Genomic DNA, 25,504 nt, shown 5'->3' on the forward strand with positions numbered 1-25,504 from the left:
CCGGACCTGCCAGCCCATACCGGAACCGGCCCGTGACACCATGGAGTGCATGTCCACGCCTGTCGCATCCGAGCAGACGCAGGTTGATCCACAGGGAGTAGAGGTCGTCTCTGAGGACAAACCCTGGCGGACGGTCGTCTGGAACGATCCGGTGAACCTCATGTCGTATGTGACGTACGTGTTCCAGAAGCTGTTCGGTTACAGCCGGGACCACGCGACGAAGCTCATGCTCGACGTGCACCAGAAGGGCAAGGCGATCGTGTCCTCCGGTTCCAAGGAGAAGGTGGAGACCGACGTCGCGAAACTCCACGCCGCCGGCCTCTGGGCCACCATGGAGCAGCCTTCATGAACGGATGGCGTCGCAAGGGCGAGACCATCGTCGCCGGGTTCGAGCAGCAGGAGGCCGCGGTGCTGCGCGGCCTGGTCAGCCAGCTGGAGGACATGCTCACCGCGCGCGCCGAGGAGGCGCCGCAGGACGAGCTCGCGGAGCTGACCGGGATCCGCACCGGCCCGACCGAATCCCCGGACGACCCGGTGCTCTCACGGCTGCTGCCGGACTTCCACAAACTCGACCCGGACAACCCGACCCGCGAGGACATCGACTCGGCCGCCGCGATGCGGTCGATCCACGAGCCCGAGCTGCTGGACAAGAAGGTCGGCGTCGCGAAGATCGTGCTGGACACCCTGCCGCGTGACGGCGGGAACGTGCGGCTGACCTTCGAGCAGGCCGACGCGTGGCTGGGCGCGCTCAACGACGTCCGCCTCGCGCTGGGCACCGCGCTCGACGTCACCGAGGACATGCCCGACGAACTGCCCGAAGACGATCCGCGCGCGCCGCATCTCGGCGTCTACCACTGGCTGACCTGGGTGCAAGAGACCCTCATCCAGTCGCTGACCTCATGATCACCGACGTTCCCGGCGTGCTGGTCGGGCACCACGAGCGGGTCGGCGACGGCTGGGCGACCGGGACGACGGTGGTGCTGGTTCCCGGCGGCGCCGTCGGGGCGGTCGACCAGCGCGGCGGCGCGCCCGGCACGCGGGAGACCAACCTGCTGGAGCCGGAGAACCTGGTGCAGCACGTCAACGCGATCTGCCTGTCCGGCGGGAGCGCGTACGGGCTGGCCGCCGCGGACGGCGTCATGCGCTGGCTCGCCGAGCGGAACCAGGGCATCCCGGTCGGGACCCAGCCGCACGAGGTGGTGCCGATCGTGCCCGCCGCGGTGCTGTTCGACCTGCCGCGCGGTGACTGGGGCAACCGTCCGGACGCCTCCTTCGGCTACGCGGCGTGCCAAGCCGCCAAGGACGGACCGGTGTCGTCGGGGACCGTCGGCGCGGGCGCCGGGGCGAAGACCGGATCACTCAAAGGCGGGATCGGGTCGGCCTCGGAGAGGGTCGGGGAGTTCACCGTCGGCGTCGTCGCCGCCGTGAACGCCGCCGGCGAGGCCGTCGACCTCTCGACCGGCCGCGCCTTCGCGGCGGATCACGAGGTCGACGGCGAGTTCGGCGTCCGCTGGCCCGACCGGCCCGGCGACGTCGAGGCGAAGGCGTCGGGGCTCAACACGACCATCGGCGTGGTCGCGGTCGACGCGGCGCTGTCCAAGGCGGAGGCGCGACGGCTCGCGGTGGCCGCTCAGGACGGCCTCGCCAGGGCGGTGCGGCCCGCGCACACGATGTTCGACGGCGACACGGTGTTCGCGCTGGCGACCGGCGACCGGGAGCTGCCCGGTGGCACGGGCCCCGTCGCGGCCGCGCGGCGCGCGATGGTGCTGGACACGCTGTGCTCGGCGGCCGCGCGGGTGTTCGGGCGGGCGATGGTGCACGGTGTGCTCTCCGCCACTTCGGCGGGCGACATGCGCGCGTACCGGGATGTCTGGCCCGAAGCCTTCTCCTGACCGGCCGAGGTGCCGAGTGGCGGCAATCTCAGAGTATGGACCGGCTCTGTCCAGCACCTAAGATGGGCGACGTGCTCCGGATCCGCCGTGAACTCGTCGACGAGATCGTCGCCCACGCCCGTCGTGACCATCCCGATGAGGCGTGCGGGGTGATCGCCGGTCCCGAGGGATCGGACAGCCCCGAGCGGTACATCCCGATGCTGAACGCGGCGCGCTCGCCCACGTTCTACGAATTCGACTCGGGTGATCTGCTCAAGCTCTACCGCGAGATGGACGCCAACGACGAGGTGCCGGTGGTCATCTACCACTCGCACACCGCGACCGACGCCTATCCCTCCCGCACCGATGTCTCGTACGCCTCGGAACCCGACGCGCACTACGTGCTCGTTTCCACCAAGGACCCCGATTCGCACCAGTTCCGGTCGTACCGGATCGTGGACGGGGAGATCACCGAGGAGCCCGTCGAGATCATCGGCTGAACCCGCCACGTCCGGGAATAACCCGGACCGGCCCGAACGTCTGCGTTGCAGAGAACCCACCGGAGGTAGAAAACCATGGCCGTGACCGTGTCCATCCCGACCATCCTGCGTACGCACACCGGCGGCGAGAAGTCCGTCGAGGCGACCGGCAAGACCGTGCTCGAGGTGATCGACGACATCGAGTCCCGCCACGGCGGCCTCAAGGCCCGCCTGGTCAAGGAAGAGAAGCTGCACCGCTTCGTCAACGTCTACGTCAACGACGAGGACGTCCGTTTCTCCGGCGGTCTCGAGGCCGAGGTCAAGGACGGCGACACCCTGACCATCCTGCCCGCCGTGGCCGGTGGCTGATCGATGGCTCGCTTCGAGTCGCTGCTCGACGCGCTCGGCGGCACGCCGCTGGTCGGTCTTCCCCGGCTTTCGCCCACCCACGACGTGCGGTTGTGGGCGAAGCTGGAGGACCGCAACCCGACCGGTTCGATCAAGGATCGTCCCGCGCTGGCGATGATCGAGGCCGCCGAGCGTGAAGGCACCCTCCGGCGCGGCTCCACGATCCTGGAGCCGACGTCGGGCAACACCGGGATCGCGCTCGCCATGGCCGCGAAGCTCAAGGGCTACGGGCTCGTGTGCGTGATGCCGGAGAACACCTCCACCGAGCGCAAGCAGCTGCTGCAGGCGTACGGCGCGCGGATCGTCTTCTCCCCGGCCGCCGGCGGGTCCAACGAGGCCGTGCGCCGGGCGAAGGAACTCGCCGAGGTCAACCCGGACTGGGTCATGCTCTACCAGTACGGCAACCCGGCCAACGCCGACGCGCACTACCGCGGCACCGGGCCCGAACTGCTCAAGGACCTGCCGACGCTGACGCATTTCGTCGGCGGCCTCGGCACCACCGGCACGCTGGTCGGCGTCGGGCGCTATCTGCACGAGGCGAAGCCGGACGTGCAGATCATCGCGGCCGAACCGCGCTACGGCGAGCTGGTGTACGGCCTGCGGAACCTCGACGAGGGCTTCGTCCCGGAGCTTTACGACGCGAGCGTGCTCAACGGCCGGTACTCCGTCGGCGCGTACGACGCGCTTCGCCGGACACGCGAGCTGCTGGAGCACGAAGGCATCTTCGCGGGGATCTCGACCGGTGCCGTGCTGCACGCCGCGCTGGCCGTCGCCGAGAAGGCCGCCGCCGCGGGGAAGCCCGCCGATGTCGCGTTCGTGGTCGCCGACGCGGGGTGGAAGTACCTCTCGACGGGCGCGTACTCCGGCTCGCTCGACGAAGCGGCTCAACGGCTCGACGGGCAGCTCTGGGCCTGACCGCCCGTGCTCGGGCCTCGTGAGTGGTAAGGACGGTTAGAACCGTCCCTACCACTCACGAGGCCCATCGCGAACCGCTCGCGGCTGGCACGATGGCGGGCATGAAGACCATCGGCCTGCTGGGCGGCATGAGCTGGGAATCGTCGGCCGAGTACTACCGGCTGGTGAACGAGCGCGTCCGTGAGCTGCGCGGCGGGTACCACTCCGCGCGCACCGTGCTGTACTCCGTGGACTTCGCCGAAATCGAAGCGATGCAGGCCGAGGGCCGCTGGGAAGACGCCGGACAGGAGCTGAACCGCGCCGCACGCGCCCTCGAAGCCGCCGGAGCGGACTTCGTCGTCCTCTGCACGAACACCATGCACAAGGTCGCCGACCGGCTCACCGACGGTCTGGGCGTCCCGCTCCTGCATCTCGCCGACACCACGGCCGTCGCGATCAAGGCCGCCGGCATCGGGCGCGTCGGGCTCCTGGGCACCGGTTTCACCATGGCCCAGCGGTTCTACCGCGAACGCCTCGCCGCGCACGGCCTCGACGTGCTCGTGCCGGATGAGAACGACCGCGAGACGGTGCACCGGGTCATCTACGACGAACTCGTCCACGGCGTGGTCACCGAGGAGTCCCGCGAGCGGTACCGCGAGGTCATCGCGAGGCTCGTCGAGGCGGGCGCGGAAGGCGTGATCTACGGCTGCACGGAGATCGAGCTGCTCGTGGGCCCCGAAGACAGCTCGGTGCCCACCTTTCCCACCACCAGGCTGCACGCCGAAGCGGCCGTGGACTACGCGCTGGGCAAGGCCTCACTCCCTCCCTCGGTGTGACGTTCGTGCTGGGCGACTGCCTGCCGCCACAGCCTGTCCTGTTCTTCACCGGTGAATCCGCCGCGAGCCACGCCGAAGACGTCCTCGATCGCCGTCCACCACTCGGCCGGCGATTCCAGTACGGTCTTGCCGCCCGGCAGCCCGCTCAACGTCAGCGCCCGCAGCGAATCCACTCCCTCCGCGTCGCGCCGCTGCACCACCAGCGTGCGGACGAAACCGGAATCCTCCGACGTCGACAGCTCGACGTGCTTTTCGGCGAAGTCGGCCATCACGGCCGTCTCCGGCGCGAAATCCATCCCGACGAAGCTGCCCTCCGGATCGTGGTCGAACCGCCAGCCGCCGGGTGTGATCTCCGAGGGCCGTATCCGGAACACCAGCGGGCCTTGTTTGTACTCGCCCTCACGCAGCGGGAGCGGCTCGTGGATGCCGTCCCCGAGCCCGACGTCGACCAGCCAGCCGTCGCCGGGCGTCTCCGGCAGCCCGGTGACTGTCAGCGCTAGGTGGTTGAGGTGGATCCCGGCCTCCGCGCCCGGCATCTGCGCACCGCTCGGATGCCGGCTGACCTGGTAGCCGAGCGCCCGCAGCAGGGCCGAGAACGCGCCGTTGAGGTGATAGCAGTAGCCACCGCGGCCGGCGGCGATCCGGCTGAACGACACCGCCGGATCCAGCGAGGTCACCCGGCCGAGCTGGACCTCGAAATCTTCGTACGGCACACGTTCCACGTGGGCCTTGTGCAGGCGGAAAAGGGCGTCGACGCTCGGCGGCTCGTGCTCGAGGCCGAGTCGCGCGAGGTAGGCGGGCACGTTCACGTGCTCGGAAGAAGGGAACCCCATGTGATCGACCGTAGCGGGCACCACCGACAAATCAGGGTTCTCACGGAGGCGATCCCGCCGATCCGCGTCGTAGCCTGGGGAGGTGACCACATTGCCTCCCCAGCCGGTCCCGGCGAGCGAGTCGTCCGGTGCGGATCCGGCCAAACGCGTCCTGCCGCCGAACCCGAAGGCCGCCGCGATCGTGGCGCTCGCCTTCACCGCGCTGCTCTACCTGGTCGAGCTGGTCGACGTCGTGCTGCCCCTCGACCTCGATCAGAGCGGGGGTATCGGCGCTCGGGAGATCTCCGATCTCGACGGCGTGCTCTGGGCGCCGCTGCTGCACGCGGGCTGGGGGCATCTGTTCTCCAACACCGTCCCGGTGCTGGTGTTCGCCTTCCTCGCGATGTCCGCGGGTATCGGCCGGTGGGTGCTGGTCACCGCGATCATCTGGGTGCTCTCCGGCCTCGGCGTCTGGCTGATCGCGCCAGGCGGCACGGTGACCGTCGGAGCGTCCGGCGTCGCCTTCGGCTGGCTCGCGTTCCTGCTGGTCCGGGGCATCTTCAACCGCGCCGTCGGGCAGATCCTGGTGGCCGTGGTGCTGCTGGGCATCTGGAGCGGGATGCTCTGGGGACTGCTTCCGGGCGACCCGGGCGTCTCCTGGCAGGGGCACCTGTTCGGCGCGCTGTCCGGCGTCTTCGCGGCCTGGTTGATGGCGCGCGCCGACAGGTCCCAGGCCAGGAAAGCGGCCGGCCCCGGTAGCCTCGCCGTGTGACCAAGCCGAGCGCCGACGCCCCGATCGGCGTCTTCGATTCCGGAGTGGGCGGGCTCACCGTCGCCAGGGCGATCCTGGAGCAGCTGCCCGGTGAGCAGCTGCGCTACGTCGGCGACACCGCCCGCAACCCGTACGGCCCGCTTCCCATCGCGACGGCACGCCAGTACGCGCTGGAAGCGCTGGACGACATCGTCGAAGGCGGGGTGAAGGCGCTGGTCATCGCCTGCAACACCGCCTCCGCCGCCTGCCTTCGCGACGCGCGGGAGCGCTACGACGTCCCCGTGATCGAGGTCGTCCTCCCGGCCGCGCGCCGGGCCGTGTCCGCTACGCGTTCCGGGCGTATCGGGGTGATCGGCACCGAAGGCACCGTCCGGTCCCGCGCCTACGACGACGCCTTCAACGCCGCGCAGGACGTCGAGATCACCAGCGTCGCGTGCCCGCGGTTCGTGGACTTCGTCGAACGCGGGATCACCACCGGGCGCCAGGTGCTCGGCCTCGCGCAGGGCTACCTGGAACCACTGCTGGACGCGCAGGTCGACACGCTGGTCATGGGCTGCACGCACTACCCGCTGCTGTCCGGGGTGCTGCAGATCGTCATGGGCCAGGACGTCACGCTGGTGTCCAGCGCCGAGGAGACCGCGCGTGACCTCGTGCGTGTCCTCACCGAAGCCGATCTCCTCGCCGAGCGCGACACCCCGCCGCGGCACGAGTTCGTCGCCACCGGATCCGCCGAGCCGTTCACCAGACTCGCTCAGCGGTTCATGGGCTTCGCTCCGGGTGTGCTGGCTCCCACCAGCGCCTAAATCGCCGATTCCGTGTTTAAGGTGTCACAGTGCGTCTCACGATCCTCGGCTGCTCGGGCAGCATCCCCGGACCCAACGCCGCCGCGTCCGGCTATCTGCTCGAAGCGGACGGGTTCGTCCTGGGGCTCGAACTCGGCAACGGGACGCTCGCCAGGCTGCAGGCCCTGCGCGACCCGTTCGACCTGGACGCGTTGATCCTTTCGCACCTCCACCCCGATCACTGCGCCGACGTCAGCGCGCTCACCGTGCTGCGCCGCTACCATCCGGCGTTGCCGTATCCGGCGAGGCCGCGGCGGCTCCCGGTGTACGGGCCGTCGGACGTGCACGAGCGGCTCGCCCACGCGTACGCCGCGAACGAGGAGGAGCGGGCGACCACCGATCTTTCCGACGTCTTCGCCTTCGAGGCGCTGCGGCCGGAGCCCATGGAGATCGGGCCGTTCGAGGTCACCGCGGTCCCCGTCGACCACCCGACCCCGGCGTTCGGCCTGCGGTTCGCGTACGGCGGCAAGACGCTGGCCTACACCGGTGACACGGGCGTCTGCGACACCCTGACCGATCTCGCCTGCGGCGCCGACGTCCTGCTGTCCGAGGCGTCGTGGACCGACTCGCCCGACCGGCCCGCCGGCGTCCACCTGTCCGGCAAGGAAGCGGGCGAGCTGGGACGCAAGGCCGGGGCGGGGCGGCTGCTGCTCACCCATGTCGCGCCCTGGACCGACCGCGACGCCGTCCTCGCCGAGGCGGCCGTCGCGTTCCCCGCGGCCGAGCTGGTCGAGCAGGGCGCCGTCTACGACCTCTGACGCGGGGTTCTAGAGTGGCGGCCGTGGCGAGAAAAGACGGCAGGAACGACGACCAGCTTCGCGACATCAAGATCACCCGCGGCTTTCAGCGGTGGCCCGCGGGATCGGTGTTGATCGAGTTCGGCGACACCCGGGTGCTGTGCGCGGCGAGCGTCACCGAAGGCGTTCCCCGCTGGCGGGCCGGTTCCGGCCTCGGCTGGGTCACCGCGGAGTACGCGATGCTGCCGTCGGCGACCAACACCCGCAGCGACCGCGAATCCATCAAGGGCCGCGTCGGCGGCCGCACGCACGAGATCTCCCGGCTGATCGGCCGGTCCCTGCGCGCCTGCATCGACCTGGCGGCGTTGGGGGAGAACACGATCGTCATCGACTGCGACGTCATCCAGGCCGACGGCGGCACCCGCACGGCCGCGGTGACCGGCGGCTATGTCGCCCTCGCCGACGCCGTCACCTGGCTCGGCGCCGCGGGCCGCCTCGCCGACCCGCAGCCGCTTTCGTCTTCGGTGGCCGCGGTGAGCGTGGGCGTCGTCGACGGACGGGTGCGCCTCGACCTGCCCTACGAAGAGGACTCGCGCGCGGAGGTCGACATGAACGTCGTCGCCACCGGCGCGGGCACCCTGATCGAGGTGCAGGGCACCGGTGAGGGCGCCACCTTCGCGCGGTCCACTTTGGACAGCATGCTGGACGTGGCGCTCGCGGGCTGCGAGGAACTGACCCGTCTGCAGACCGAAGCGCTCGCGTTGCCGTACCCCGGCGAACTCCCCGAGCCGCGTCCCGACAAGAAGAAGGGCGCCAAGTGACCAAGCTGCTCCTCGCCACCCGTAACGCGAAGAAGCTCGGCGAGCTTCGGCGGATCCTGGTGGCGGAGGGGATCGAGGGCGTCGAGGTCATCGGCCTCGCCGACGTCCCCGAGTTCCCCGAAGCACCCGAGACCGCTCCGGACTTCGAAGGCAACGCGCTCGCGAAGGCCCAGGACGCGGCCGCCGCGACCGGTCTCCCGGCGATCGCCGACGACTCGGGCATCGCCGTCGACGCGCTCAACGGCATGCCGGGCGTTCTCTCGGCGCGCTGGTCGGGCAAACACGGCGACGACGACGCGAACCTGGATCTCGTGCTGGCGCAGCTGTCCGACACGCCCGACGACCGGATGGGCGCCGCTTTCGTCTGCGCGGCCGCGCTGGTCGTCCCCGGCGGGGACGAAACCGTGGTGCGCGGGGAATGGCGTGGCTCGCTGATCCGGGAACGCCGTGGCGCCAACGGATTCGGCTACGACCCGATCTTCGTGCCGGAAGGCGAGACGCGGACCTCGGCGGAGCTGGAACCGTCCGAAAAGGACGAAGCTTCACACCGGGGGAAGGCGTTGCGCGCGTTGGTGGGAGAGCTGCGGAAGCTGGCGGGTTGAGTCTCGTGAGTGGTAAGGACGGTTAGAACCGTCCTTACCACTCACGAGGCTTTACGCCAGAGAGAGGTCACGCAGCAGCTTCGCGACGTGCCCCGTGGCCCGCACGTTGTACTGCGCCACCGCGATCTTGCCCTCGGGGTCGACGACGAACGTCGAGCGGATGACGCCTTCGTAGACCCTGCCGTAGTTCTTCTTCTCGCCGAAGGCGCTGTACGCCTTCAGGACCGTCTTCTCCTCGTCGGACAGCAGCGGGAACGTCAGGCCTTCCGCCTCGACGAACTTCGCCAGCTTCGCGGGCTTGTCGGGCGAGATGCCGAGCACCTGGTAACCGGCGTCGTTGAGCTGCGCGAGGCTGTCCCGGAAGTCGCATGCCTGCTTCGTGCAGCCCGGCGTGCCGGCGTTCGGGTAGAAGTACACGACGACCGACTTGCCGCGGAAGTCGCTGAGCTTGACGTCGTTGCCCTCGCTGTCGGGGAGGGTGAAGTCGGGCGCTTTGTCGCCGGGGGAAAGTCGCTGCTCGGTCATGACCACACGGTAGCGAACCGGTGGCGTCAGACCTTTCCGCAGTACTTCGCGGCGACGGGCTCCGCCGGACTCGGCCGCACCTGCAGACGCAGCCTCACCGGCCTGTCCGGAACGGCGAACGCCAGGCTCAGGTGGACCGACCGGCCGGGCGCCACGTCCTTGCCGGCGTCCGCGACGCCGTTGTACCCCTGCACCGGGTCGACGACCTGTTTGACCGCCGAGCTCTCCCCGTCGACCTCGCCGGTCACGGACAGCCCGGAGAGCCGGTACGTGCCGTCGCCCGCGTTCGTCACCTCGATGCCGAAGGCCACCGCGCGCGGGCTCTGCGGATACGCCGACGCGCTGGGACGGAACGATTTCGGCGCGGAAACGGAGATCGTGACGCCGGTCGCGAACCGGTGCGGGGCGCCGAACGCCAGGTCGCCTTCCGCGTGCGTCGCGGCCAAGCCCTGCGCCGGGGCGTCCGCGCCGAGCACGGCGGCACCCTTTTCCGGTGCCGGAACCCCGCACGCGGCCGCCAGCATCAGCGAGCAGGCGGCGATGAGGAGCTTCGGGGTGCGCGGGGGCGCCATGTGCGGTTACTCCAGTCGGAGGTTCGGGTGGGCCGTTCGAGGTAGGTATTAGTGCCGAAGAGTCCAGGGTGACGGTCTTCCGCAGCCGAGAGGAGCGGCACGGCCGGGTTGAGGCGCACCTGGTGTACAGCCGTGGCCGATCCGTGATCGGAAGGGTACGGCTAGTGACAGCCGTCACTGCGATGGCACATCCGCGGCGGGTCAGACGGCGAAGGCGAAGAACAGGATGAAGATCGCCAGACCGGACACCCAGGCCACGATCAGCCAGCCGAAATCGCGCATCGGATCGACCGCCCGGCTCTCCTCGCCCGGGACGTAGACGCCGCGCTCTTCGAACCAGTCCGCCCAGCGGGTCAGCCAGCGAAAGGGGCTTCGAGACGCCATGTGGTCACAGTACGGGCATGGGTGAATCGCGTCAGCTACGGAGGGGCCGCCCGAAAGGGCGAATCGGACGGACCAGTTATCGCCCACTAGGCTCTTTTGTCCAACTGGTTCACCCGTCAGGCTGTAACGATGGCGCTGGGAATAGATATCTACAGTCGCTTTCAATCCGTTACCAATTGGCAGGCCGTCAAGAACCATGGCGTGACGTTCGTCTTCGTCAAGCTCAGCGACGGCGGCGGTCTTCCGAACGGCGGCCGTAACACCGGCGACGCGTTGGTGGCAGGCGCGAGATCCGTCGGAATCCCGGTGGGGGCTATCACTACGCCCAGGCGAGTCCCTCGCCGGAGGCACAGGCCGACGTGCTGATCGGGGAGGTCCGGCGCCTAGGGGCGACCGGATGTGTCCCGATGCTCGACCTCGAGGACAACCCGCCGGGGTCGGGGACGCCGAACATCCCCGACGCGCGCAAGCGGGACTTCTCGATCAGGTTCTGCAACCGTGTGGCGGGGCACGGCTTCCGGCCTGGCATCTACATGAACAACTCGCTCGCCAAGATGCTGCGCCCGGACCAGTTCGGCGTGTCGAACCTCGTCATCTGGATCGCGCGCTACGGCGCGAAACCCGATCCGGCCGCCGGCCGGTACGACATCCACCAGTATTCGGACGCCGGTCACATCCCCGGCATCCGCGCGAGCGCGGTCGACCTCAACGAGTCCTACACGAACGCCCACTTGACCGGCGGCGGCGCCGCCCCGAAACGGAAGGCGACGACAGAACTCATGGAACGCAGGACCATTCCGGCCAGCCCGTCCGTCACGTCCGTGCGCTTGTTCCTCTCCGGCAGCGAGACGGCCGCGATCATCGTCCGCCCGCGGGTCGACGGGGACGGCATCACCGACGCGCCCGTATGGCAGGGGAACATCTACGCCTGGGGCAGCGACAAGGTCGGCGTCGGCGGGAATCCCATGCAGACGCCCGGATTCAACCCGAAGACGGTCTCGCACCGGCGGTACCACCTGCCGGGCGCGGTGTGGGCCGACTTCGAATACAGCTCGAACGTGGAGTTCGAGATCGACATCGTCGGCTGAGACCGGAGTACATGAAGGCCCCCTTTCTTGCGCCTGGGTACAGGAAGGGGGCCCTTCATGTCATGATGAACGCATGACGAGCTTCCGAAAGGCCGATGCCGCGTAAGCCGCCCGCTCGGGTCCGGCAGGAGTTCTCGCCCGCGCTCGCCGCCGGGATCTCCCGTCTCGAACGTTCCCGGAACTATCTCGGGCCGGGTGCGGTCCGGACCGCGCTCCGCCTCTGGCAAGAGTTCATCGCGGATCCGTACCGGCGGCTTCGGGTCGACAGCGAAGGCTGCGGCGTCTGGGAGTGTTGCGGCGGTCCCTGGCAGGCGAGGGAAATGCTCGAGGGGGTGCTCCTCTCCCTCCCGAGGCGGGCCGCCGGCGAGCTGAGGCGGCACGTCGACGACGAGTGGTGATCGCTCACCGGGCCGCGTCCCGGACGGCGTCCACGATGAACTGATATCCCGTGCACCGGCACAGGTTCCCCGAAATCGCCTGCCGGATCTCGGCGTCCGTCGGGTCCGGGTTCTCCTTCAGCAGCTCCGTCGCCGTCGCCAGCATCCCCGGTGTGCAGAAGCCGCATTGCAGCCCGTGGTGCTTCCGGAACGACTCCTGCAGCGGATGCAGTTCGCCGTCCGACGCCAGCCCTTCGACCGTCACGATCTCCGAGCCGTCCACCTGCACCGCCAGCAGGCAGCACGCACGCGCGCTCGCCCCGTCGAGGGTGATCGTGCACGAGCCGCAGACGCCGTGTTCGCAGCCGACGTGCACCCCGGTGAAACCCAGGTCGTGGCGCAGGAAATCGGCCAGCGTCCGCCGTGGTTCGCAGTCGGCGCGGTAGGTCCGGCCGTTCACCGTCAGGGTGACCGTGATCATGCGCCCTCCTTCGCCTGCTTCTCCTCGGGGTGACCGTGATCATGCGCCGACCACGACTTGGCTCGCGCGAGCGCCCGCCGGGTGAGCACCGCGGCCATCTCGCGCCGGTAATCGGCTGGAGCGTGGAGGTCGCCGGGCGGATCGGTCGCCGCGGCGGCGAGGTCCGCGGCGTGAGCGATGGCGTCGCCGGTCATCGGGCCGCCGGTGAGCGACTCTTCGGCGGCGGTGGCCCGGATCGGTACCGGACCCGCGCCCGCGACGGCGATCCGCGCGGATTCGCAGACGCCGCCGGACATGGTCACCGTCGCGAAGACGGCGACCAGCGCGAGATCGCGACTCCGCCTGCTCAGTTCCTCGACGGCCCAGCCGCCTCGATGCGGCGGCACCGAAATCCGCGTCAGCAGCTCGCCCCGGCCCAGCGCTGTGCGATGCGGGCCGAGGAAGAAGTCCCGTGCCGCGACGATCCGCTCCCCGGAGGAGCCGCGGACGGTGAAATCGGCGTCGAGCGCGACCATCACCGCGGGCAGTTCCGCGGCCGGATCGGCGTGCGCGAGGCTGCCGCCGATCGTGCCCCGGTTCCGGATGGCCACATGCCCGACGTGGCCGAGCGCGTCGGCGAGCAGCGGGACTTCGGACCGGACCACGGCGGACGTCTCGATCGTCCGGTGCCGGGTGAGGGCGCCGATCTCCAGCCGTCCGTTCTCCTTGCGCAGGAAGGAAAGTTCGTCGAGGCGGTTGATGTCGACCACCAGCGAGGGGCGTGCCTGGCGCAGGTTCAGCAACGGCACGAGACTCTGTCCGCCCGCCAGCACCCGCGCGTCCGGGGTGCCCAGCGCCTCGATGGCCTCGTCGAGCGACGAAGCCCGCAAGTACTCGAACGGCGCGGCCTTCACCGGGCCGCTCCCCGCTTCAGCGCGGCCAGCAGCCGTGGCGGCGTGATCGGCAGTGAGGTGATGTCCACGTCGTGTTCGCGCAGCGCGTCCTCGACGGCGTGCGCGATCGCCGCGCCACCGCCGATCACGCCCGCTTCCCCCATCCCCTTGAACCCGCCGGGAACGTGCTCGGCGGGAGTCGTCATATGCGACACGGAGAACGGCGGGATCTCGGTCGCGGTCGGCAGCAGGTACCCGGTGAACGACGTGGTCTCCATCCGCCCGTCGGCGCCGTAGACCAATTCCTCGTACAGCGCCCCGCCGATCGCCTGCGCCGCGCCGCCGTGCAGCTGCCCGTCCACGATCATCGGGTTGATGACGGTGCCGCAGTCGTGCGCGATCAGGTAGTCCAGCAGCGTCACGACGCCGGTCTCCTTGTCGACTTCGGCGAGGACGGCGGTGCAGCCGAACGACGTCGCGACATTGACCGGGTCGTAGACCTCGCGTTCCTCCAGCGTCGGCGTCTCGTCCTCGGGCCAGACGCCGTTCAGCCGCCGGTACGCCGCGTCGCCGATCGCGGCGAGGGTGACCTGCCTGCCGGGTACGCCGTTCACCGTGACGACACCGTCCTCAAGGGACAGATCGTCGGGCGATGCCTCCAGGATGTGCCCGGCCACCCGCAGGATCTTCGCCCGCAGCCGGGTCGACGCGTTCAGCACGGCCGCGCCGCCGACGGCCGCCCCGCGGCTCGCCGCCGTGCCGTAGCCGGTGTACGGACAGCTTTGGGTGTCCCCGGAGAGCACGGTGACATGGTCGAGCGGGACGCCGAGCGTCTGCGCGGCCACCTGCGCCAGTGTGGTGTGGATGCCCTGCCCGATCGCGGACAGTCCGGTGTGGACGGTCACGTGGCCGGTCGAGTCGACCCGCACGACCTCCTCGTCGAAACCGGAATGCCCCAAGCCTGCCAGGTTGATGATCCGGCTCGGCCCGAACCCGGTCAGCTCGTTGTGGAACGCGTATCCGATCCCGACGCCGTTTCCGCGGCGCTCCGCCCACCCCGCGTCCTCGACGGCCTTCAGGCAGAGATCCAGGCAGTCCTCGTAACGGCCGCTGTCGTAGACGAACACCGGGCCCTGGTACGGAAACGCCTCCGGCGGGATGAAGTTCTTGCGCCGCACCGTGTGCGCGTCCATGCCGAGACGTTTCGCCAGCTGTTCCACCAGGTGCTCGTGCACGAAGTTCGCCTTCGGCAGCCCGTAACCGCGGAACGATCCGTACGGCGACCGGTTCGTCATCACGGCGACGAGGGTCAGCTCCACGTTCGGGATGGCGTACGGACCGGTCAGCAGCGCCGTCGTCGTCCAGCACGGGCTGGCGCCCACGGTCCCGAGCACACCGCCGAGCACGCCGTACACGGTGGCGCGCAGGCCGGTGATCGTGCCGTCGTCCTTGGCCGCGAGTTCGACGTCGATCTTCTGCTCGCGCGAGTGCGCGTTGGCGACGAAGCTCTCCGCCCGGTCCTCGATGAGCTTGACCGGTTTCCCGGTGCGCCGCGAGAGGATCGCCGCGACGACTTCTTCGGCGTAGAAGTCGAATTTGTTCCCGAAGCCGCCGCCGACGTCGGGCGTGCGCACGCGGATCCGGTCCATCGAGAGCCCGAAGACCTCGCCGAACAGTTCGCGCGCGAGGTTGGGCGCCTGCGTGGCGAGCCAGACGTCGAGCCGGTCGGTGAACGGGTCCCAGGTCGCGACCACACCCCGCGTTTCGATCGGCGTGCCCATCTGGCGGGCGAACCGGAACGACTCGGTGAGCACGACGTCGGCCTCGGCGAACGCGGTGGCCACGTCACCCATCGGGATGGTGCCGGTGCCGGCGATGTTGTCCGGCCAGTCCTCGTAGAGCTTCGGCGCGTCGTCCGCCAGCGCCTGTTCGAGCGTGCCGGCGGCCGGGAGTTCCTCGTACTCGACCTCGATCAGTTCCAGCGCGTCTTCGGCGGTCGCGCGGTCCTTCGCCGCGACGGCCGCGATGCCTTGACCGTGGTAGCGCACCTTGCCGGTGGCCAGGGCATGGGTCTCGGGCGTCCGCATGTCCGGCAGGTTCGACCAGATCACCGGCTGGGGTGTCTTCGTGATCGCCCGCACGTCCTCGCCGGTGATCACGGCGAACACACCGGGATGCGCTTGCGCAGCGGTGGTGTCGATACGCAGGATCCGCGCGTGCGGCAGGGGGCTGCGGAGGACGGCGGCCTCCAGCATCCCCGGCAGCCGGACGTCGTCGATGTACTGCGCCCGCCCCGTGAGCAGGCGGACGTCCTCCTGCCGGGTCACGCTCGCGCCGATCAGCCCCATGGCCTCACTTTTCCGTACCGGGGGCCTCTCGCGCATCGTGCACACGGGTCATGGCCTCCCGATCGGACACCGGGAGCCACTGCCGCTCCGGATCGAAGGGCCGGTAGGCGGAGCGGACGTGCTCGATCAGCAGCCGCAGCGTGGGATGCCGGTTCTCGTGCCGCCACAGCAGCGAGAACGGGTACACCGGCGTCGGGTCGACGAGCGGGATCTGGACGACGTCCGGACGCCAGGGCACGTGCATCTTCGAGCCCACGAAGCCCAGGCGGTCCTTCGACGCGCCGATCACCTCGATGTGGTGTTCGAGCCCGAAGTTCGGACCGTCGGTGTCGACCAGGATGCCGAACGCCGGGCACAGTTCCGCCCAGAACCCCGCCCATTCGCCGGACCGCGCGGTGTAGGGCATCCAGGCCGTCAGTCCTTCGAGCTCCGCCATCGCCACCTTTCGCCGCCGTGCGAGCGGATGCCGCCGCCCGACCAGCAGATTCACCGGTTCCAGATAGGCGGGCGCGCGGCCGGTCCCCGGATCCGGCACGGTGCTGACGCGGGCGAAGGCGGCATCGACGGACTCGGGCAGCATGGACCGGCGCGCCGCGCCCAGCCCGGGCGTGACCAGCTCCAGTTCGTCGTCGTGGCAGGCGTGGAACGCGCGGATGACCTCCATGGTCGCCAGCCGCGTGCCGAGGACGTCGACGCGCAGGGGACGTCGCCTGCCCTGAAGGCGCTCGACGGCTTGGTCCGCGAGGCTGATCAGCGCCCTGGCGTGCTTGAGGAACTCCTCGCCGTCTTCGGTCGGCTCGGCGCCTCCGCGCGTTCGCGACAGCAGCCGCACGCCGAGATCGGACTCGAGTTTGGCGACGCGTTTGGAGACCGCCTGCTGGCTCAGGTCCAACCGGATCGCGGCCTCGCTGAAGTACCGGTCCTCGGCCACCGCCACGAACGCGCGTACCGCGCCCAGATCCAGCTCCATTCCCGGTATCACACCACGGCGCGCCGCTGCATCCTGAGCTGCCCGATCTCCGACACGTTCTTCATCAGTTCGGCGTTCACCCAGGCGACGGTGTGGGCGAAGGTCAGCCCGGCCTCCTCACCGAACGGGTAGGCGGACGGCGCGTCGAGGTCGGCGTCGGTCAGCCTGTCCAGCACCGCCAGCCATTCCTCGCGAAGGCCGCGAAGCCAGGCGACGGCGGTTTCCGTGCCGGGCCAGGTGATCTCCGTGCGCTCGCGCGGAGTCCGCCCGTTCGCGTGGTCCAGTGCGACGCTCCACCACCAGCCGATATGCCAGGTGAGCCAGGCGATCGTGGGGGCCGGGACGGGATCGGGTTCGGTGTCGGCCCAGTCGGGTGTGCCGTCCGGCCGGATCGTCCAGCAGAGGGACGTGGGCTCCCAGAGGAAGTCCCCCGGCTCCAGATCGGCGAGGTGGTACTCGAACAACGACCAGGTCAGGTCGAACTGCCAGCGGGACAGCTCTGAACGCGCTACGGACACTCGCCGGATCCTCCATTCGGGACACGGCGGTCGCAACCGGTTTACGGTGCGGGCATGAGTCCCTTTGTCGCGCAGCGGAACGGCCGGACGGCGACCGCCGAAGACCTGGCGCCACTCGCCTTCGCGGGCTTCGCCCACTTCACGGCCATGCAGGTGCGTGACGGCCGGGTCCGTGGTCTCGACCTTCATCTCGACCGGCTCCGGACCGCTTCGCTGGAGCTGTTCGGCGACGCCCTGCCGGACGACCGGATCCGCTCGTACGTGCGCGAGGCGCTGAAGTCCGGACCCGCCGACGTCTCCCTCACGGTGACGATCCACCTGCCGGGTGATCTCGAAGCCCTGGTGCGCACGCGGCCCCCGGTGTCCGGTCCGCGAGCACCGATGACGCTGACGGCCGCCGGACACGAGCGTGTGCTGCCTGCCATCAAGCACACCGGTGAGATGGCGAAGACCTACTTCCGGCGGCGGGCCGTCGCCGAAGGATTCGACGACGCGGCGTTCGTCGATCGCCGCGGCAGGCTGAGCGAGGCGACGATCTGGAACCTCGCCTTCCTCGACGGCGATACGGTGGTGTGGCCCGACGCGGACCTGCTGCGAGGAACCACGATGGGCATCGTCCGGCGACGGCTGGCGGCGCTCGGTGTGCCGCAACGGGTCCAGGAGGTCACGCTCGCCGGCCTGCCGGGGCTCGCGGGCGCGGTGGTCATGAACTCGTGGACGCCGGGGATCGCGGTGCACCGCATCGGCCCGGCGCCGTTGCCGGAAGCGCCGTCGTTCGTCGAGGCGCTGCACCGGGCTTACGAAACAGAACCTCTTGTGCGACCTTGAAAGGAAAGACGCCGATGAAGATCCTCGTGGTCGGTGCCACCGGGACGATCGGGGCCGCGGTCTCGGCCGCGCTCACCGCGCGCGGGCACACCGTGCTCGCCGCGTCCCGCTCCGGTGAGTTCCCGGTGGACGTCGAGCGACCCGCCACGCTCGACGCGCTCTTCGCCGCCGAGCCGGGTATCGAGCACGTCGTGTGCTGCGCGGGGAGCGGTTCGCTGGTCCCGGTCGACGCCGGCGGCGACGAAGAGTTCACCCATGGCCTGCAAGGGAAACTGCTCGGACAGGTGTTCCTGCTGCGGCACGCCGTCCCGCATCTGCCGGACGGCGGCTCGGTCACGCTGACCGCGGGCCGGATCCCGGAAACGTTGCGCGGCAGCGCTTTCGGCGTCCTGACCAACGCCGGTCTCGAAGCGTTCGTCGCCGCGGCGGCCCGCGAACTGCCGCGCGGCCTCCGCGTCAACGCCGTCAGCCCCGGCTGGGTGAGCGAAACACTCGCGGCGCTCGGTGAACCGGAAGGCGGCACCCCGGCGGCCGACGTCGCGCGCAGCTACGTCGAGAGCGTGGAGAACGCGGACCTCACCGGACGGACGTTGACCCCGTGACCACCCATGACCAGGACAGACAGGAATTCCTCCGGCTGGCCGGGCTGGCGACGCCGATGGCGCTGCGTGTCGCGGTGACATTGGGGCTGCCGGACCGGTTGTCCGGCGAGGGCGCGACCGCCGGCGATCTGGCGGCGGACCTCGGCCAATCCCCGCTCGCGCTCGATCTGCTGCTGGGGCATCTGACCACCCTCGGCGTCCTCGAACGGGCGCCCGACGGCTACCGCACCACCGAGTACGGCGCGAAACTCCGCCCCGACGCGGGAAACGGGCTCGCCGGGCTTCTGGACATCAACGCCGCCGGCGGGCGGGGCGAACTGGCCTTCGTCGAACTCGCGCACAGCATCGCCACCGGCGAGGCGGGCTACATTCGCCGCTACGGCAAGGACTTCTGGGCCGATCTCGCCGAGCATCCCCATCTTCGGGAGACGTTCGACCGGCAGATGACCCAGCGGTACCTGACGCAGGTGCCGCGGTTCGTCAGCGGCTTCGACTGGTCCCGCTTCGGCACGCTCGTCGACGTCGGCGGGGGTCACGGCAGCCTGCTCGCCGCGATCCTGAAGGCCAACCCCTTGATGCGCGGCCATCTCGTCGATCTCGCGCCGACCGCGGCGGCCGCCGAGCGGGAACTACGCGAGCAGGGGCTCGGAGACCGCGTCGAGGTGAGCGCGGGCAGCTTCTTCGACCCGCTCCCGCCCGGGGCGGACGCCTACCTGCTGTCCGACATCCTCCACGACTGGGACGACGAGCACGCCCATCGCATCCTGGCCCGGTGTGCCGAGGCGGCCGGCACCGGAAGCCGGGTCCTCGTCATCGAGGCGGTCGGCGGTCTCGGGGCGCAGACCGAGTGGGACCTGGTGATGCTCGTGCTCTACGGCGGTCGCGAGCGGCGTCTCGACGAGCTTCGCGAGCTCGCCGCCGCGCACGGCCTGGTCTTCGACTCCGTCACCACCCTGACCGAGCAGCGCAGCCTGCTGGAGTTCCATCGCGGAGATATTCCTTGACAAGAATATTCTGCCAAGTGAATACTTCTCGGCATGGAGCAGATCGCAGCAGCACTGGGAGACGGGGCGAGGTGGCGCCTCGTCGAGCTTCTCGCCGAGCGGCCCCGGTCCGTCGGTGAGCTCGCCGAGCTGACCGGCCTGCGGCAACCGCAGACCACCAAGCACCTGCAGACCCTCGCCCGCGCCGGGCTCGTGACGGTGTTCCCGCTCGGGCAGCGTCGCGTGTACGCGGTCGAAGCGGGGCCGCTGAAGGACCTCGAAGGACGGCTGCGGACGCTGATCACGACCATCGAGGCGAACGCGGGCGAGCGAGACGTCCTCGCGCGCTATCAGGCCGCGATCGGCGCTGACACCGAGGCCGCGAAGGAAGACCGGTGGGCGGACGGGCGGGCGTTCTCGTTCGACCGTCTGCTCGCCGCGCCACGGGACGACGTCTGGCGGCACTGGACCGAACCCGCGCTGCTCGCGTCCTGGTGGGCGCCGCCCTCGATGACCGTCACCGACTGCGTCATCGAGCCGTGGGCCGGTGGCCGGGCCGTGCTCGACTACCGCGACGCCGAAGGGCGCTACCGGTCCGCGGGGAAGGTCCGCGCCGCTGCCGAACCCGAACACCTCGAATTCGACCTCTCGGTGCTGACCGCCGAGGGCGACACCTTCTTCACCGGTCACTACGACCTGAAGTTCACCGAGGCGCCGGGCGGGACCCGGCTCCGGCTCGACCTGCGCATCACCGAAACCACGGTCGATGCCGTCCCGTTCATCGCCGGCATCGAAACCGGCTGGGGCCAGGTGCTCGACAACCTCGCGACTCGGCTCACCAAGGAAAAGGACTGAACGACATGACGAACCACACCGGCCGCCGCGTCACCGCCAACATCAGCCTCACCCTCGACGGCCACTACAGCGGCCCCGGCGGCCCCGGCGACATGGGCGCGATCGTCTCGTACGCCACCACCGACGTCGCCCGCGCCCACCTCGCCCGCATCCACGAAACGGCGACCACCGCGGTGCTCGGCAGGCTGAACGCCGAGGGCTTCCTGGGCTTCTGGCCGACCGTCGCCGCCGACGAGAACGCCGACCCCCGCGACCGCGCCTACGCGAAGTGGCTCACGGACGCCGAAAAAGTCGTCTTCTCCACGACTCTCGCCGAAGCGCCATGGGACCGCGCCCGCGTCGTGAACGCCCCCGCCGCCGAGGTCGTCGCCGGCCTCAAGGCGAACGGTGACGGCGACATCCTGGTCAACAGCAGCGCCAGCGTCATCAAGGCCCTGCTCGCGGACGACCTGATCGACCGGCTGTACCTGATGATCTGCCCCGAGATCACCGGCGGCGGACAGCGGCTGTTCGCCGACGGCCTGCCCGCGTCGAAGTGGGGGCTGGCTTATCAGGAGGCCGGAGAGCTGGGGGAGATGGCGCTGGTCTACGACCGGGTGCGCTGATCTTTGTGTCTCGTGGGTCATGCACCTCAAGCCTCGCCAAACCCATACTATAAGACAGGTTCATGTACTATAGTTGGTGTTCCGGTACTATAGTTGTCTGGGAGTCAGGCAAGTGGACTTGAGTCGGCCGTTGATGGCGGTCACCCCAACGCTCGATGGCGATGTGCTCGCCGTCCTCGCCAGCCACGACGGCATCTTCACGACCGGGCAGCTGCATCGCCTGCTGGTCCGGCACTCAGAGGAGGGCATCCGCAAAGTGCTGCGGCGCCTGACGAAGCAGGGGGTCGTCGAGTCCGACAGAGTCGGCAACGCCTTCACGTATCGGCTCAACCGTGACCATCTCGCGGCGGAGTACATCGTCGGGCTCGCCCGGATGCAGAAGACGCTCCTGGAACGCATCGAGGACCGGCTGGAGTCTTGGCAGGTCCCGCCGGTGTACGCCGCGGTCTTCGGCTCGGTGGCACGCGGGGAGATGACGGAGGACAGCGATCTGGACCTGCTGCTGATCCGGCCCGACGACGCGGATGACGACCGTTGGGAAACGCAGGTCGATGAACTGGCGGCAGAGGTGACCCGCTGGACCGGTAACGACACCCGGCCTCTGGAGTTCACCGAAGCCGAACTCGCCGGCCGCGCGTACGACGAGGCTGTCCTGCGTGATGTGGCCCGAGACGGGCTGACCGTGGCCGGTAGCCGGGCATGGCTGACCGGTCGCCTGCGAAAGAGAAACGGCTGACGTGCGAATCAGAAAATGCGACGCGAGCGTTCAGCGAGGGCGTATGCACAAGGCGACCCAGTTCAACGAAGCGGCGGACATGATTCGCGAACTCGCCGACGAGCATGAGGACATCGCCGACGCGTACGTGACCTTGTGCGTCCACGCCGGCATCGCGGCGTCCGACGTCATCTGCTGTGCCAGGCTGGGCGAACACGCGCAGGGTGAGAACCACGACGAAGCGATCAGCTTGCTGGCTCAGGCGGACAAGGAAATCGCGAAGCACCTGAGAGCCCTGCTCAAACTGAAGACCAAGGCGGGCTATAGCCACACACCGGCCACGGTCGACGAGTTCAAGCGTGCTGGCCGGGCGGCCCAGACGCTGGTCGAGGCTGCGCGCCGGGTGGCCACCGCGCGCTGACGCCATGCGTCTCGAGCTGGTGGGGTGGGCCCGGAGAGACTCGAACTCTCACTGGCACGGACCTAAACCGTGTGCCTCTGCCAATTGGGCTACGGGCCCCCAGTACTGCCCCGAAATCGTAGCGTGCGACACGATCCGCGTTTCTCGGCGTGGCCGGTGCCACGATGCGGGGCGGCGTCCTCTAACGTGGGCTTCCAGCAAGTCCGTCGCGGCGAGGAGGACACGTGGCTCGCGATCCCGAGACCATCGAGCGTGAGATCGAGCAGGCCAGGAACGCGCTGGTCGCCACGCTCGACCAGCTGGGCACGAAGGCGAACCCGGCGAAGCTGGTGGATTCCGCGAAGACCGGCCTGCGCGCGAAGCTGGACGAGCCCAAGGTGAAGTACCCGCTCATCGGCGGGGCGGTGCTGATCGGCGTCCTGCTGATCCGCAAACTCCTGAAGTAGGTCTCAGGAGGTCTGGGCCGCCTTGGCGGGTGTCTTGGCAGGCTCGGGCTTCTCCTTGGACTTCGCCTCGTCGACGGCCTTCGGGAGTTCCTTGCCCTGGGGCACTGGCGGCTTGGCGGCCTTGTCCTTGGCTTTGCCGTTCGCCGGCGGAGGAACCTCGAGCGGCTCGATCTCCGGGAGCGTCAGCCTCGCCGTCATGTAGGCGGCCGTGAACTCGAGCGCGCTGCCGTTCAGCAGGTGCACCACGGTCGAGTGCTCCGGCGGGGACAGTTTCTCGACCAGCTGGTCGGCCCGGTCCCGTGCCGCGATGATGCCCGGCGCGCGACCGGTCAGTTCCTTACCGGAGCCGCTGACCGTTATCTTCCAGTCGTCGTCCTCCTGGACGTACGACGCGGTGATCGGTTCGGTCATCCGCCTCACCCCTCTCCTCGCGAGCAAGCGTCACTCAATGGACCTCGTCACGCCGCCGTCATGACGCCACTTTCGGGTGGTGGCGCCCCCTCCTGACGGAGGTCGCGACTGTCCATCAGACTTTCTACAGTGTCATCGATACAGTAGGACAACTCTGTGTCACAAGACACTGGCGGCAATGTGCTCTGAGTGACGACCGAATGGCCTAATGCACGAGCATCTTCACGGTCGTTTCAGCGGGCCCTCGCGGACAGGCCTGACCAGAGGATGTCCATCGCGTATCCGGTCGCCGTTTCGGGGCTGACGTCCTCGTGTCGTTCGCACCAGATCGCGAGCCGTTCGCACGCCCCGACCACGAACTCCGCGGAAGCCTCGGCGCGGAGTTCGTCCCCGGCTTCGAGGTAGTCACCCATCAGGGCGGCGATCAGGTCGGTCTGCTGACGCCGGGTCTGCTCGATCTCGTCGGCGGCGCCGGTCCCGATCAGCGCCATCTCGTGGCGGAGCAGTGACCAGGCCTGCCGCCGTTCCCGGATGAAGACGAAGAAGGCGAGCAGTCCGCGCCGCAGCGCGTCCTCGGCGGACGTCGCACCGACGGTCGCCCGTTCGGTGACCTCGCGCAAGGCCGTCCTCGACTGCTGGATGCAGGCCAGCAGGAGTCCCTCTTTCGAGTTGAAGTACTCGTAGAGCATCGGCTTGGAGACCCCGACGCGTTCCGCGATGTCGTCCATCGACGCCGCGCTGTAGCCGCGATCGGCGAAGACTTCCTCAGCGATTTCGATCATTTGCCGCATCCGCTCTGCTCGTGGCATGCGTTTGCGCTTCGCCGTCGTCACCACAACACTCTACCGAAGGTAACCTACTTCGAGTAAGGTGGACTCCTGGTAACAGGTAAACGCGAGCGAGAGGTCGGGTCATGGGCAACCGCACCGAGACCGGTGTCGTCATCGTCGGAACCGGCTTCTCCGGGCTGGGCATGGCCATTCAGCTGCGGAAAGAGGGCCGCGAGGACTTCGTCGTCCTGGAGAAGGCCGACGACGTGGGCGGCACGTGGCGCGACAACACCTACCCCGGCTGCGCCTGTGACATCCCCTCGCATATGTACTCGTTCTCGTTCGAGCAGAACCCCGGCTGGTCCCGCGCGTACTCGCCGCAGCCCGAGATCTGGCAGTACATGCGCGACGTCGCCGCGAAGTACGACCTGCACCGCTTCATCCGCTTCGGCCAGGAAATGACCGGCGCCCGCTGGGACGCCGACGAGAACCGCTGGCACGTCGCCTCGAAGTCGGGTGACGAGTTCGTCGCGCCCGCGCTGGTCGCCGGGGTCGGCGCGCTGCATCTTCCGCAGATCCCGAAGCTGCCCGGCATTGAGCGGTTCAAGGGCCGCGCCTTCCACTCCGCCCAGTGGGAACACGACTACGACCTCACCGGCAAGCGGGTCGCCGTGGTCGGCACCGGCGCGAGCGCGATCCAGTTCGTGCCGCAGATCGCGAAGGACGTCGCCGAGCTGACGCTCTTCCAGCGGACGCCGCCGTGGATCATGCCGAAGCCGGACCGCGAGATGCCCGAAGCGCTCCGGAAGACGTTCAGCTCGGTGCCGCTGCTGCAGCGTGCCTTCCGCGACCTCCTCTACTGGGGCCTCGAAGCCCGCGCGATCGGCTTCAACGGACAGCCGTGGGTGATGAAGATCGGCCAGCGCATCGCGAAGCGCAACATCTTCAAGAGCGTCAAGGATCCCGAGCTGCGCCGGAAGCTGACGCCGGACTACACCATGGGCTGCAAGCGGGTCTTGATCTCCAACGACTACTACCCGGCGCTCGCGCGGGACAACGTCGACGTCGTCACCGACGGCGTGAAAGAGGTCCGCGAGCACAGCGTGGTCGACGGCGCCGGCGTCGAGCACGAGGTCGACGCGATCATCTACGGCACCGGATTCCACGTCACGGACGCCTTCGACGATCTGGAGATCATCGGCCGCGACGGGCGCAACCTCGGCAAGGAGTGGGCGACCGAGGGGATGCGGACCTACCAGGGCATCACCGTGTCCGGGTTCCCGAACCTGTTCTTCCTGCTCGGCCCGAACACCGGGCTGGGGCACAACTCCGTGGTCTTCATGATCGAAGCGCAGATCTCGTACGTCGCGCAGGCGCTGAGGCTCGCGCGCGGCAAGGCGCTCGACCCGCGGCCGGAGGCGCAGGAGCGCTTCAACGGCGAAATCCAGCGCAAACTCGCCAAAGGGATCTGGACCCAGGGTGGCTGCAAGAGCTGGTACCTCGACGCGAAGGGCGTCAACCGCACGATCTGGCCGGGCTTCACCTGGCGGTACTGGCTCGACACCCGCAAGGTGCGCCGCGAGGACTACGAACTCCTCGGCTGAGGAAACGGGGGAGGGTCCGTGAAAGCCAAGATGGGGGGCATGGCCTTCACGGACC

Annotated in this window: 33 protein-coding genes, 1 tRNA gene and 1 pseudogene; 23 read left to right on the forward strand and 12 right to left on the reverse strand. The window is 69.3% G+C overall.

The genetic code is table 11. The features are described from left to right. Positions 1-49: 49 nt before the first annotated feature. The 7 genes from clpS to MJQ72_RS17190 all read left to right on the forward strand — a co-directional run bounded on the left by clpS (position 50) and on the right by MJQ72_RS17190 (position 4,488). Complete coding sequence (gene clpS, locus MJQ72_RS17160) at positions 50-349, forward strand: ATP-dependent Clp protease adapter ClpS (RefSeq protein WP_005165655.1); 300 nt, start codon at positions 50-52, stop codon at positions 347-349. Continuing rightward, positions 346-903, forward strand: a complete 558-nt coding sequence (locus tag MJQ72_RS17165) for a DUF2017 domain-containing protein (RefSeq protein ID WP_007028265.1) — start codon at positions 346-348, stop codon at positions 901-903. Before clpS ends, MJQ72_RS17165 begins: the two co-directional genes overlap by 4 nt. Further along, the gene (locus MJQ72_RS17170) at positions 900-1,892 is read left to right on the forward strand and encodes a P1 family peptidase (RefSeq protein WP_240600188.1); all 993 of its coding nucleotides are present in this window, start codon (positions 900-902) and stop codon (positions 1,890-1,892) included. The genes MJQ72_RS17165 and MJQ72_RS17170 overlap by 4 nt, the downstream gene beginning before the upstream one ends. Positions 1,893-1,954: 62 nt before the next feature. Then, positions 1,955-2,371: a Mov34/MPN/PAD-1 family protein gene (locus MJQ72_RS17175; RefSeq protein ID WP_016336788.1), complete on the forward strand. Its 417-nt coding sequence runs from the start codon at positions 1,955-1,957 to the stop codon at positions 2,369-2,371. Between the two features lie 75 nt (positions 2,372-2,446). Then, positions 2,447-2,719, forward strand: a complete 273-nt coding sequence (locus MJQ72_RS17180) for a MoaD/ThiS family protein (RefSeq protein WP_005165659.1) — start codon at positions 2,447-2,449, stop codon at positions 2,717-2,719. Positions 2,720-2,722: 3 nt separating this feature from the next. Continuing rightward, positions 2,723-3,673, forward strand: coding sequence for a PLP-dependent cysteine synthase family protein (locus MJQ72_RS17185; protein WP_240600191.1), 951 nt, complete (start codon positions 2,723-2,725; stop codon positions 3,671-3,673). A 101-nt stretch (positions 3,674-3,774) separates the two neighbouring features. Beyond that, the gene (locus tag MJQ72_RS17190; protein ID WP_240600194.1) at positions 3,775-4,488 is read left to right on the forward strand and encodes an aspartate/glutamate racemase family protein; all 714 of its coding nucleotides are present in this window, start codon (positions 3,775-3,777) and stop codon (positions 4,486-4,488) included. Here the strand turns inward: MJQ72_RS17190 and MJQ72_RS17195 are convergent. Continuing rightward, positions 4,449-5,321, reverse strand: coding sequence for an arylamine N-acetyltransferase (locus MJQ72_RS17195; RefSeq protein ID WP_240600196.1), 873 nt, complete (start codon positions 5,319-5,321; stop codon positions 4,449-4,451). The two genes, MJQ72_RS17190 and MJQ72_RS17195, sit on opposite strands and share 40 nt — an antisense overlap. Before the next feature lie 82 nt (positions 5,322-5,403). Between MJQ72_RS17195 and MJQ72_RS17200 the strand changes: the two genes are divergently transcribed. From MJQ72_RS17200 to rdgB, 5 genes are read left to right on the forward strand one after another with little or no spacing between them, the layout of a single operon-like run. Next, a complete protein-coding gene (locus MJQ72_RS17200; RefSeq protein ID WP_396426950.1) occupies positions 5,404-6,072 on the forward strand; it encodes a rhomboid family intramembrane serine protease in 669 nt (222 codons plus the stop codon). Beyond that, a complete protein-coding gene (murI, locus tag MJQ72_RS17205) occupies positions 6,069-6,875 on the forward strand; it encodes a glutamate racemase (RefSeq protein ID WP_007028257.1) in 807 nt (268 codons plus the stop codon). The genes MJQ72_RS17200 and murI overlap by 4 nt, the downstream gene beginning before the upstream one ends. Before the next feature lie 29 nt (positions 6,876-6,904). Further along, the gene (locus MJQ72_RS17210) at positions 6,905-7,672 is read left to right on the forward strand and encodes an MBL fold metallo-hydrolase (RefSeq protein ID WP_240600199.1); all 768 of its coding nucleotides are present in this window, start codon (positions 6,905-6,907) and stop codon (positions 7,670-7,672) included. A 23-nt stretch (positions 7,673-7,695) separates the two neighbouring features. Further along, complete coding sequence (gene rph, locus MJQ72_RS17215) at positions 7,696-8,472, forward strand: ribonuclease PH (RefSeq protein ID WP_240600201.1); 777 nt, start codon at positions 7,696-7,698, stop codon at positions 8,470-8,472. Continuing rightward, positions 8,469-9,074, forward strand: coding sequence for an RdgB/HAM1 family non-canonical purine NTP pyrophosphatase (rdgB, locus tag MJQ72_RS17220; RefSeq protein ID WP_240600203.1), 606 nt, complete (start codon positions 8,469-8,471; stop codon positions 9,072-9,074). The genes rph and rdgB overlap by 4 nt, the downstream gene beginning before the upstream one ends. A gap of 51 nt (positions 9,075-9,125) precedes the next feature. Here rdgB and bcp read toward each other — a convergent pair whose 3' ends face one another. From bcp to MJQ72_RS17235, 3 genes are all read right to left on the reverse strand, one after another. After that, positions 9,126-9,599 (reverse strand): thioredoxin-dependent thiol peroxidase, encoded by a 474-nt coding sequence (gene bcp / locus MJQ72_RS17225; protein ID WP_016336780.1) that lies wholly within the window; start codon positions 9,597-9,599, stop codon positions 9,126-9,128. 26 nt (positions 9,600-9,625) lie between these two features. After that, positions 9,626-10,171 (reverse strand): hypothetical protein, encoded by a 546-nt coding sequence (locus MJQ72_RS17230; RefSeq protein ID WP_240600206.1) that lies wholly within the window; start codon positions 10,169-10,171, stop codon positions 9,626-9,628. Between the two features lie 201 nt (positions 10,172-10,372). Further along, a complete protein-coding gene (locus MJQ72_RS17235; protein ID WP_007028251.1) occupies positions 10,373-10,555 on the reverse strand; it encodes a hypothetical protein in 183 nt (60 codons plus the stop codon). A gap of 129 nt (positions 10,556-10,684) precedes the next feature. Here MJQ72_RS17235 and MJQ72_RS17240 point away from each other — a divergent pair. Beyond that, positions 10,685-11,643 (forward strand): annotated as a pseudogene (locus tag MJQ72_RS17240) (glycoside hydrolase family 25 protein). Between the two features lie 95 nt (positions 11,644-11,738). Next, the gene (locus tag MJQ72_RS17245) at positions 11,739-12,041 is read left to right on the forward strand and encodes a hypothetical protein (RefSeq protein WP_240600210.1); all 303 of its coding nucleotides are present in this window, start codon (positions 11,739-11,741) and stop codon (positions 12,039-12,041) included. Positions 12,042-12,045: 4 nt separating this feature from the next. Here the strand turns inward: MJQ72_RS17245 and MJQ72_RS17250 are convergent, their stop codons facing one another. Genes MJQ72_RS17250 through MJQ72_RS17270 form a run of 5 tightly spaced genes read right to left on the reverse strand, consistent with a single transcriptional unit; the run spans position 12,046 to position 17,209 of the window. Beyond that, on the reverse strand, positions 12,046-12,501 hold the full coding sequence (locus tag MJQ72_RS17250; RefSeq protein WP_038509022.1) for a (2Fe-2S)-binding protein: 456 nt from the start codon (positions 12,499-12,501) through the stop codon (positions 12,046-12,048). Continuing rightward, complete coding sequence (locus MJQ72_RS17255; RefSeq protein ID WP_240600213.1) at positions 12,498-13,394, reverse strand: xanthine dehydrogenase family protein subunit M; 897 nt, start codon at positions 13,392-13,394, stop codon at positions 12,498-12,500. The genes MJQ72_RS17250 and MJQ72_RS17255 overlap by 4 nt, the downstream gene beginning before the upstream one ends. Beyond that, a complete protein-coding gene (locus MJQ72_RS17260; RefSeq protein WP_240600215.1) occupies positions 13,391-15,721 on the reverse strand; it encodes a xanthine dehydrogenase family protein molybdopterin-binding subunit in 2,331 nt (776 codons plus the stop codon). The genes MJQ72_RS17255 and MJQ72_RS17260 overlap by 4 nt, the downstream gene beginning before the upstream one ends. Before the next feature lie 4 nt (positions 15,722-15,725). Beyond that, complete coding sequence (locus MJQ72_RS17265) at positions 15,726-16,691, reverse strand: LysR family transcriptional regulator (protein WP_240600218.1); 966 nt, start codon at positions 16,689-16,691, stop codon at positions 15,726-15,728. Between the two features lie 8 nt (positions 16,692-16,699). Continuing rightward, positions 16,700-17,209 carry a DinB family protein gene (locus MJQ72_RS17270; RefSeq protein ID WP_240600221.1) on the reverse strand — a complete coding sequence of 170 codons (510 nt, stop codon included), beginning with the start codon at positions 17,207-17,209 and terminating at the stop codon, positions 16,700-16,702. Between the two features lie 54 nt (positions 17,210-17,263). Here MJQ72_RS17270 and MJQ72_RS17275 point away from each other — a divergent pair, with 54 nt between their 5' ends. The 7 genes from MJQ72_RS17275 to MJQ72_RS17305 all read left to right on the forward strand — a co-directional run bounded on the left by MJQ72_RS17275 (position 17,264) and on the right by MJQ72_RS17305 (position 22,218). Beyond that, entirely contained in the window at positions 17,264-18,037 is a 774-nt protein-coding gene (locus tag MJQ72_RS17275; protein WP_240600222.1) for an aminotransferase class IV family protein, read from the forward strand. Positions 18,038-18,051: 14 nt separating this feature from the next. Further along, positions 18,052-18,639, forward strand: coding sequence for a short chain dehydrogenase (locus tag MJQ72_RS17280; RefSeq protein ID WP_240600223.1), 588 nt, complete (start codon positions 18,052-18,054; stop codon positions 18,637-18,639). Beyond that, entirely contained in the window at positions 18,636-19,643 is a 1,008-nt protein-coding gene (locus tag MJQ72_RS17285; protein ID WP_240600225.1) for a methyltransferase, read from the forward strand. Before MJQ72_RS17280 ends, MJQ72_RS17285 begins: the two co-directional genes overlap by 4 nt. Positions 19,644-19,676: 33 nt before the next feature. Next, positions 19,677-20,477: a metalloregulator ArsR/SmtB family transcription factor gene (locus tag MJQ72_RS17290; RefSeq protein ID WP_240600226.1), complete on the forward strand. Its 801-nt coding sequence runs from the start codon at positions 19,677-19,679 to the stop codon at positions 20,475-20,477. A 5-nt stretch (positions 20,478-20,482) separates the two neighbouring features. Then, the gene (locus tag MJQ72_RS17295; protein ID WP_240600228.1) at positions 20,483-21,082 is read left to right on the forward strand and encodes a dihydrofolate reductase family protein; all 600 of its coding nucleotides are present in this window, start codon (positions 20,483-20,485) and stop codon (positions 21,080-21,082) included. A gap of 133 nt (positions 21,083-21,215) precedes the next feature. After that, entirely contained in the window at positions 21,216-21,818 is a 603-nt protein-coding gene (locus MJQ72_RS17300) for a nucleotidyltransferase domain-containing protein (RefSeq protein WP_240601352.1), read from the forward strand. Between the two features lie 43 nt (positions 21,819-21,861). Further along, positions 21,862-22,218, forward strand: coding sequence for a hypothetical protein (locus MJQ72_RS17305; protein WP_240600230.1), 357 nt, complete (start codon positions 21,862-21,864; stop codon positions 22,216-22,218). A 25-nt stretch (positions 22,219-22,243) separates the two neighbouring features. Here the strand turns inward: MJQ72_RS17305 and MJQ72_RS17310 are convergent. Beyond that, positions 22,244-22,317 (reverse strand) — tRNA-Leu (locus MJQ72_RS17310). A 125-nt stretch (positions 22,318-22,442) separates the two neighbouring features. On the opposite strand from MJQ72_RS17310, the gene MJQ72_RS17315 reads away from it, so the two are divergent. Continuing rightward, a complete protein-coding gene (locus tag MJQ72_RS17315) occupies positions 22,443-22,664 on the forward strand; it encodes a DUF3618 domain-containing protein (protein ID WP_005165704.1) in 222 nt (73 codons plus the stop codon). Positions 22,665-22,667: 3 nt separating this feature from the next. On the opposite strand, the gene MJQ72_RS17320 is transcribed toward MJQ72_RS17315, so the two are convergent. Further along, on the reverse strand, positions 22,668-23,075 hold the full coding sequence (locus MJQ72_RS17320; RefSeq protein ID WP_240600231.1) for a hypothetical protein: 408 nt from the start codon (positions 23,073-23,075) through the stop codon (positions 22,668-22,670). A gap of 233 nt (positions 23,076-23,308) precedes the next feature. Further along, entirely contained in the window at positions 23,309-23,866 is a 558-nt protein-coding gene (locus tag MJQ72_RS17325; protein ID WP_240601353.1) for a TetR/AcrR family transcriptional regulator, read from the reverse strand. Positions 23,867-23,988: 122 nt separating this feature from the next. On the opposite strand from MJQ72_RS17325, the gene MJQ72_RS17330 reads away from it, so the two are divergent. Beyond that, on the forward strand, positions 23,989-25,449 hold the full coding sequence (locus MJQ72_RS17330) for an NAD(P)/FAD-dependent oxidoreductase (RefSeq protein ID WP_240600234.1): 1,461 nt from the start codon (positions 23,989-23,991) through the stop codon (positions 25,447-25,449). Positions 25,450-25,504 lie beyond the last annotated feature (55 nt).

It is taken from the genome of Amycolatopsis sp. EV170708-02-1 (assembly GCF_022479115.1).
GTDB lineage: Bacteria > Actinomycetota > Actinomycetes > Mycobacteriales > Pseudonocardiaceae > Amycolatopsis.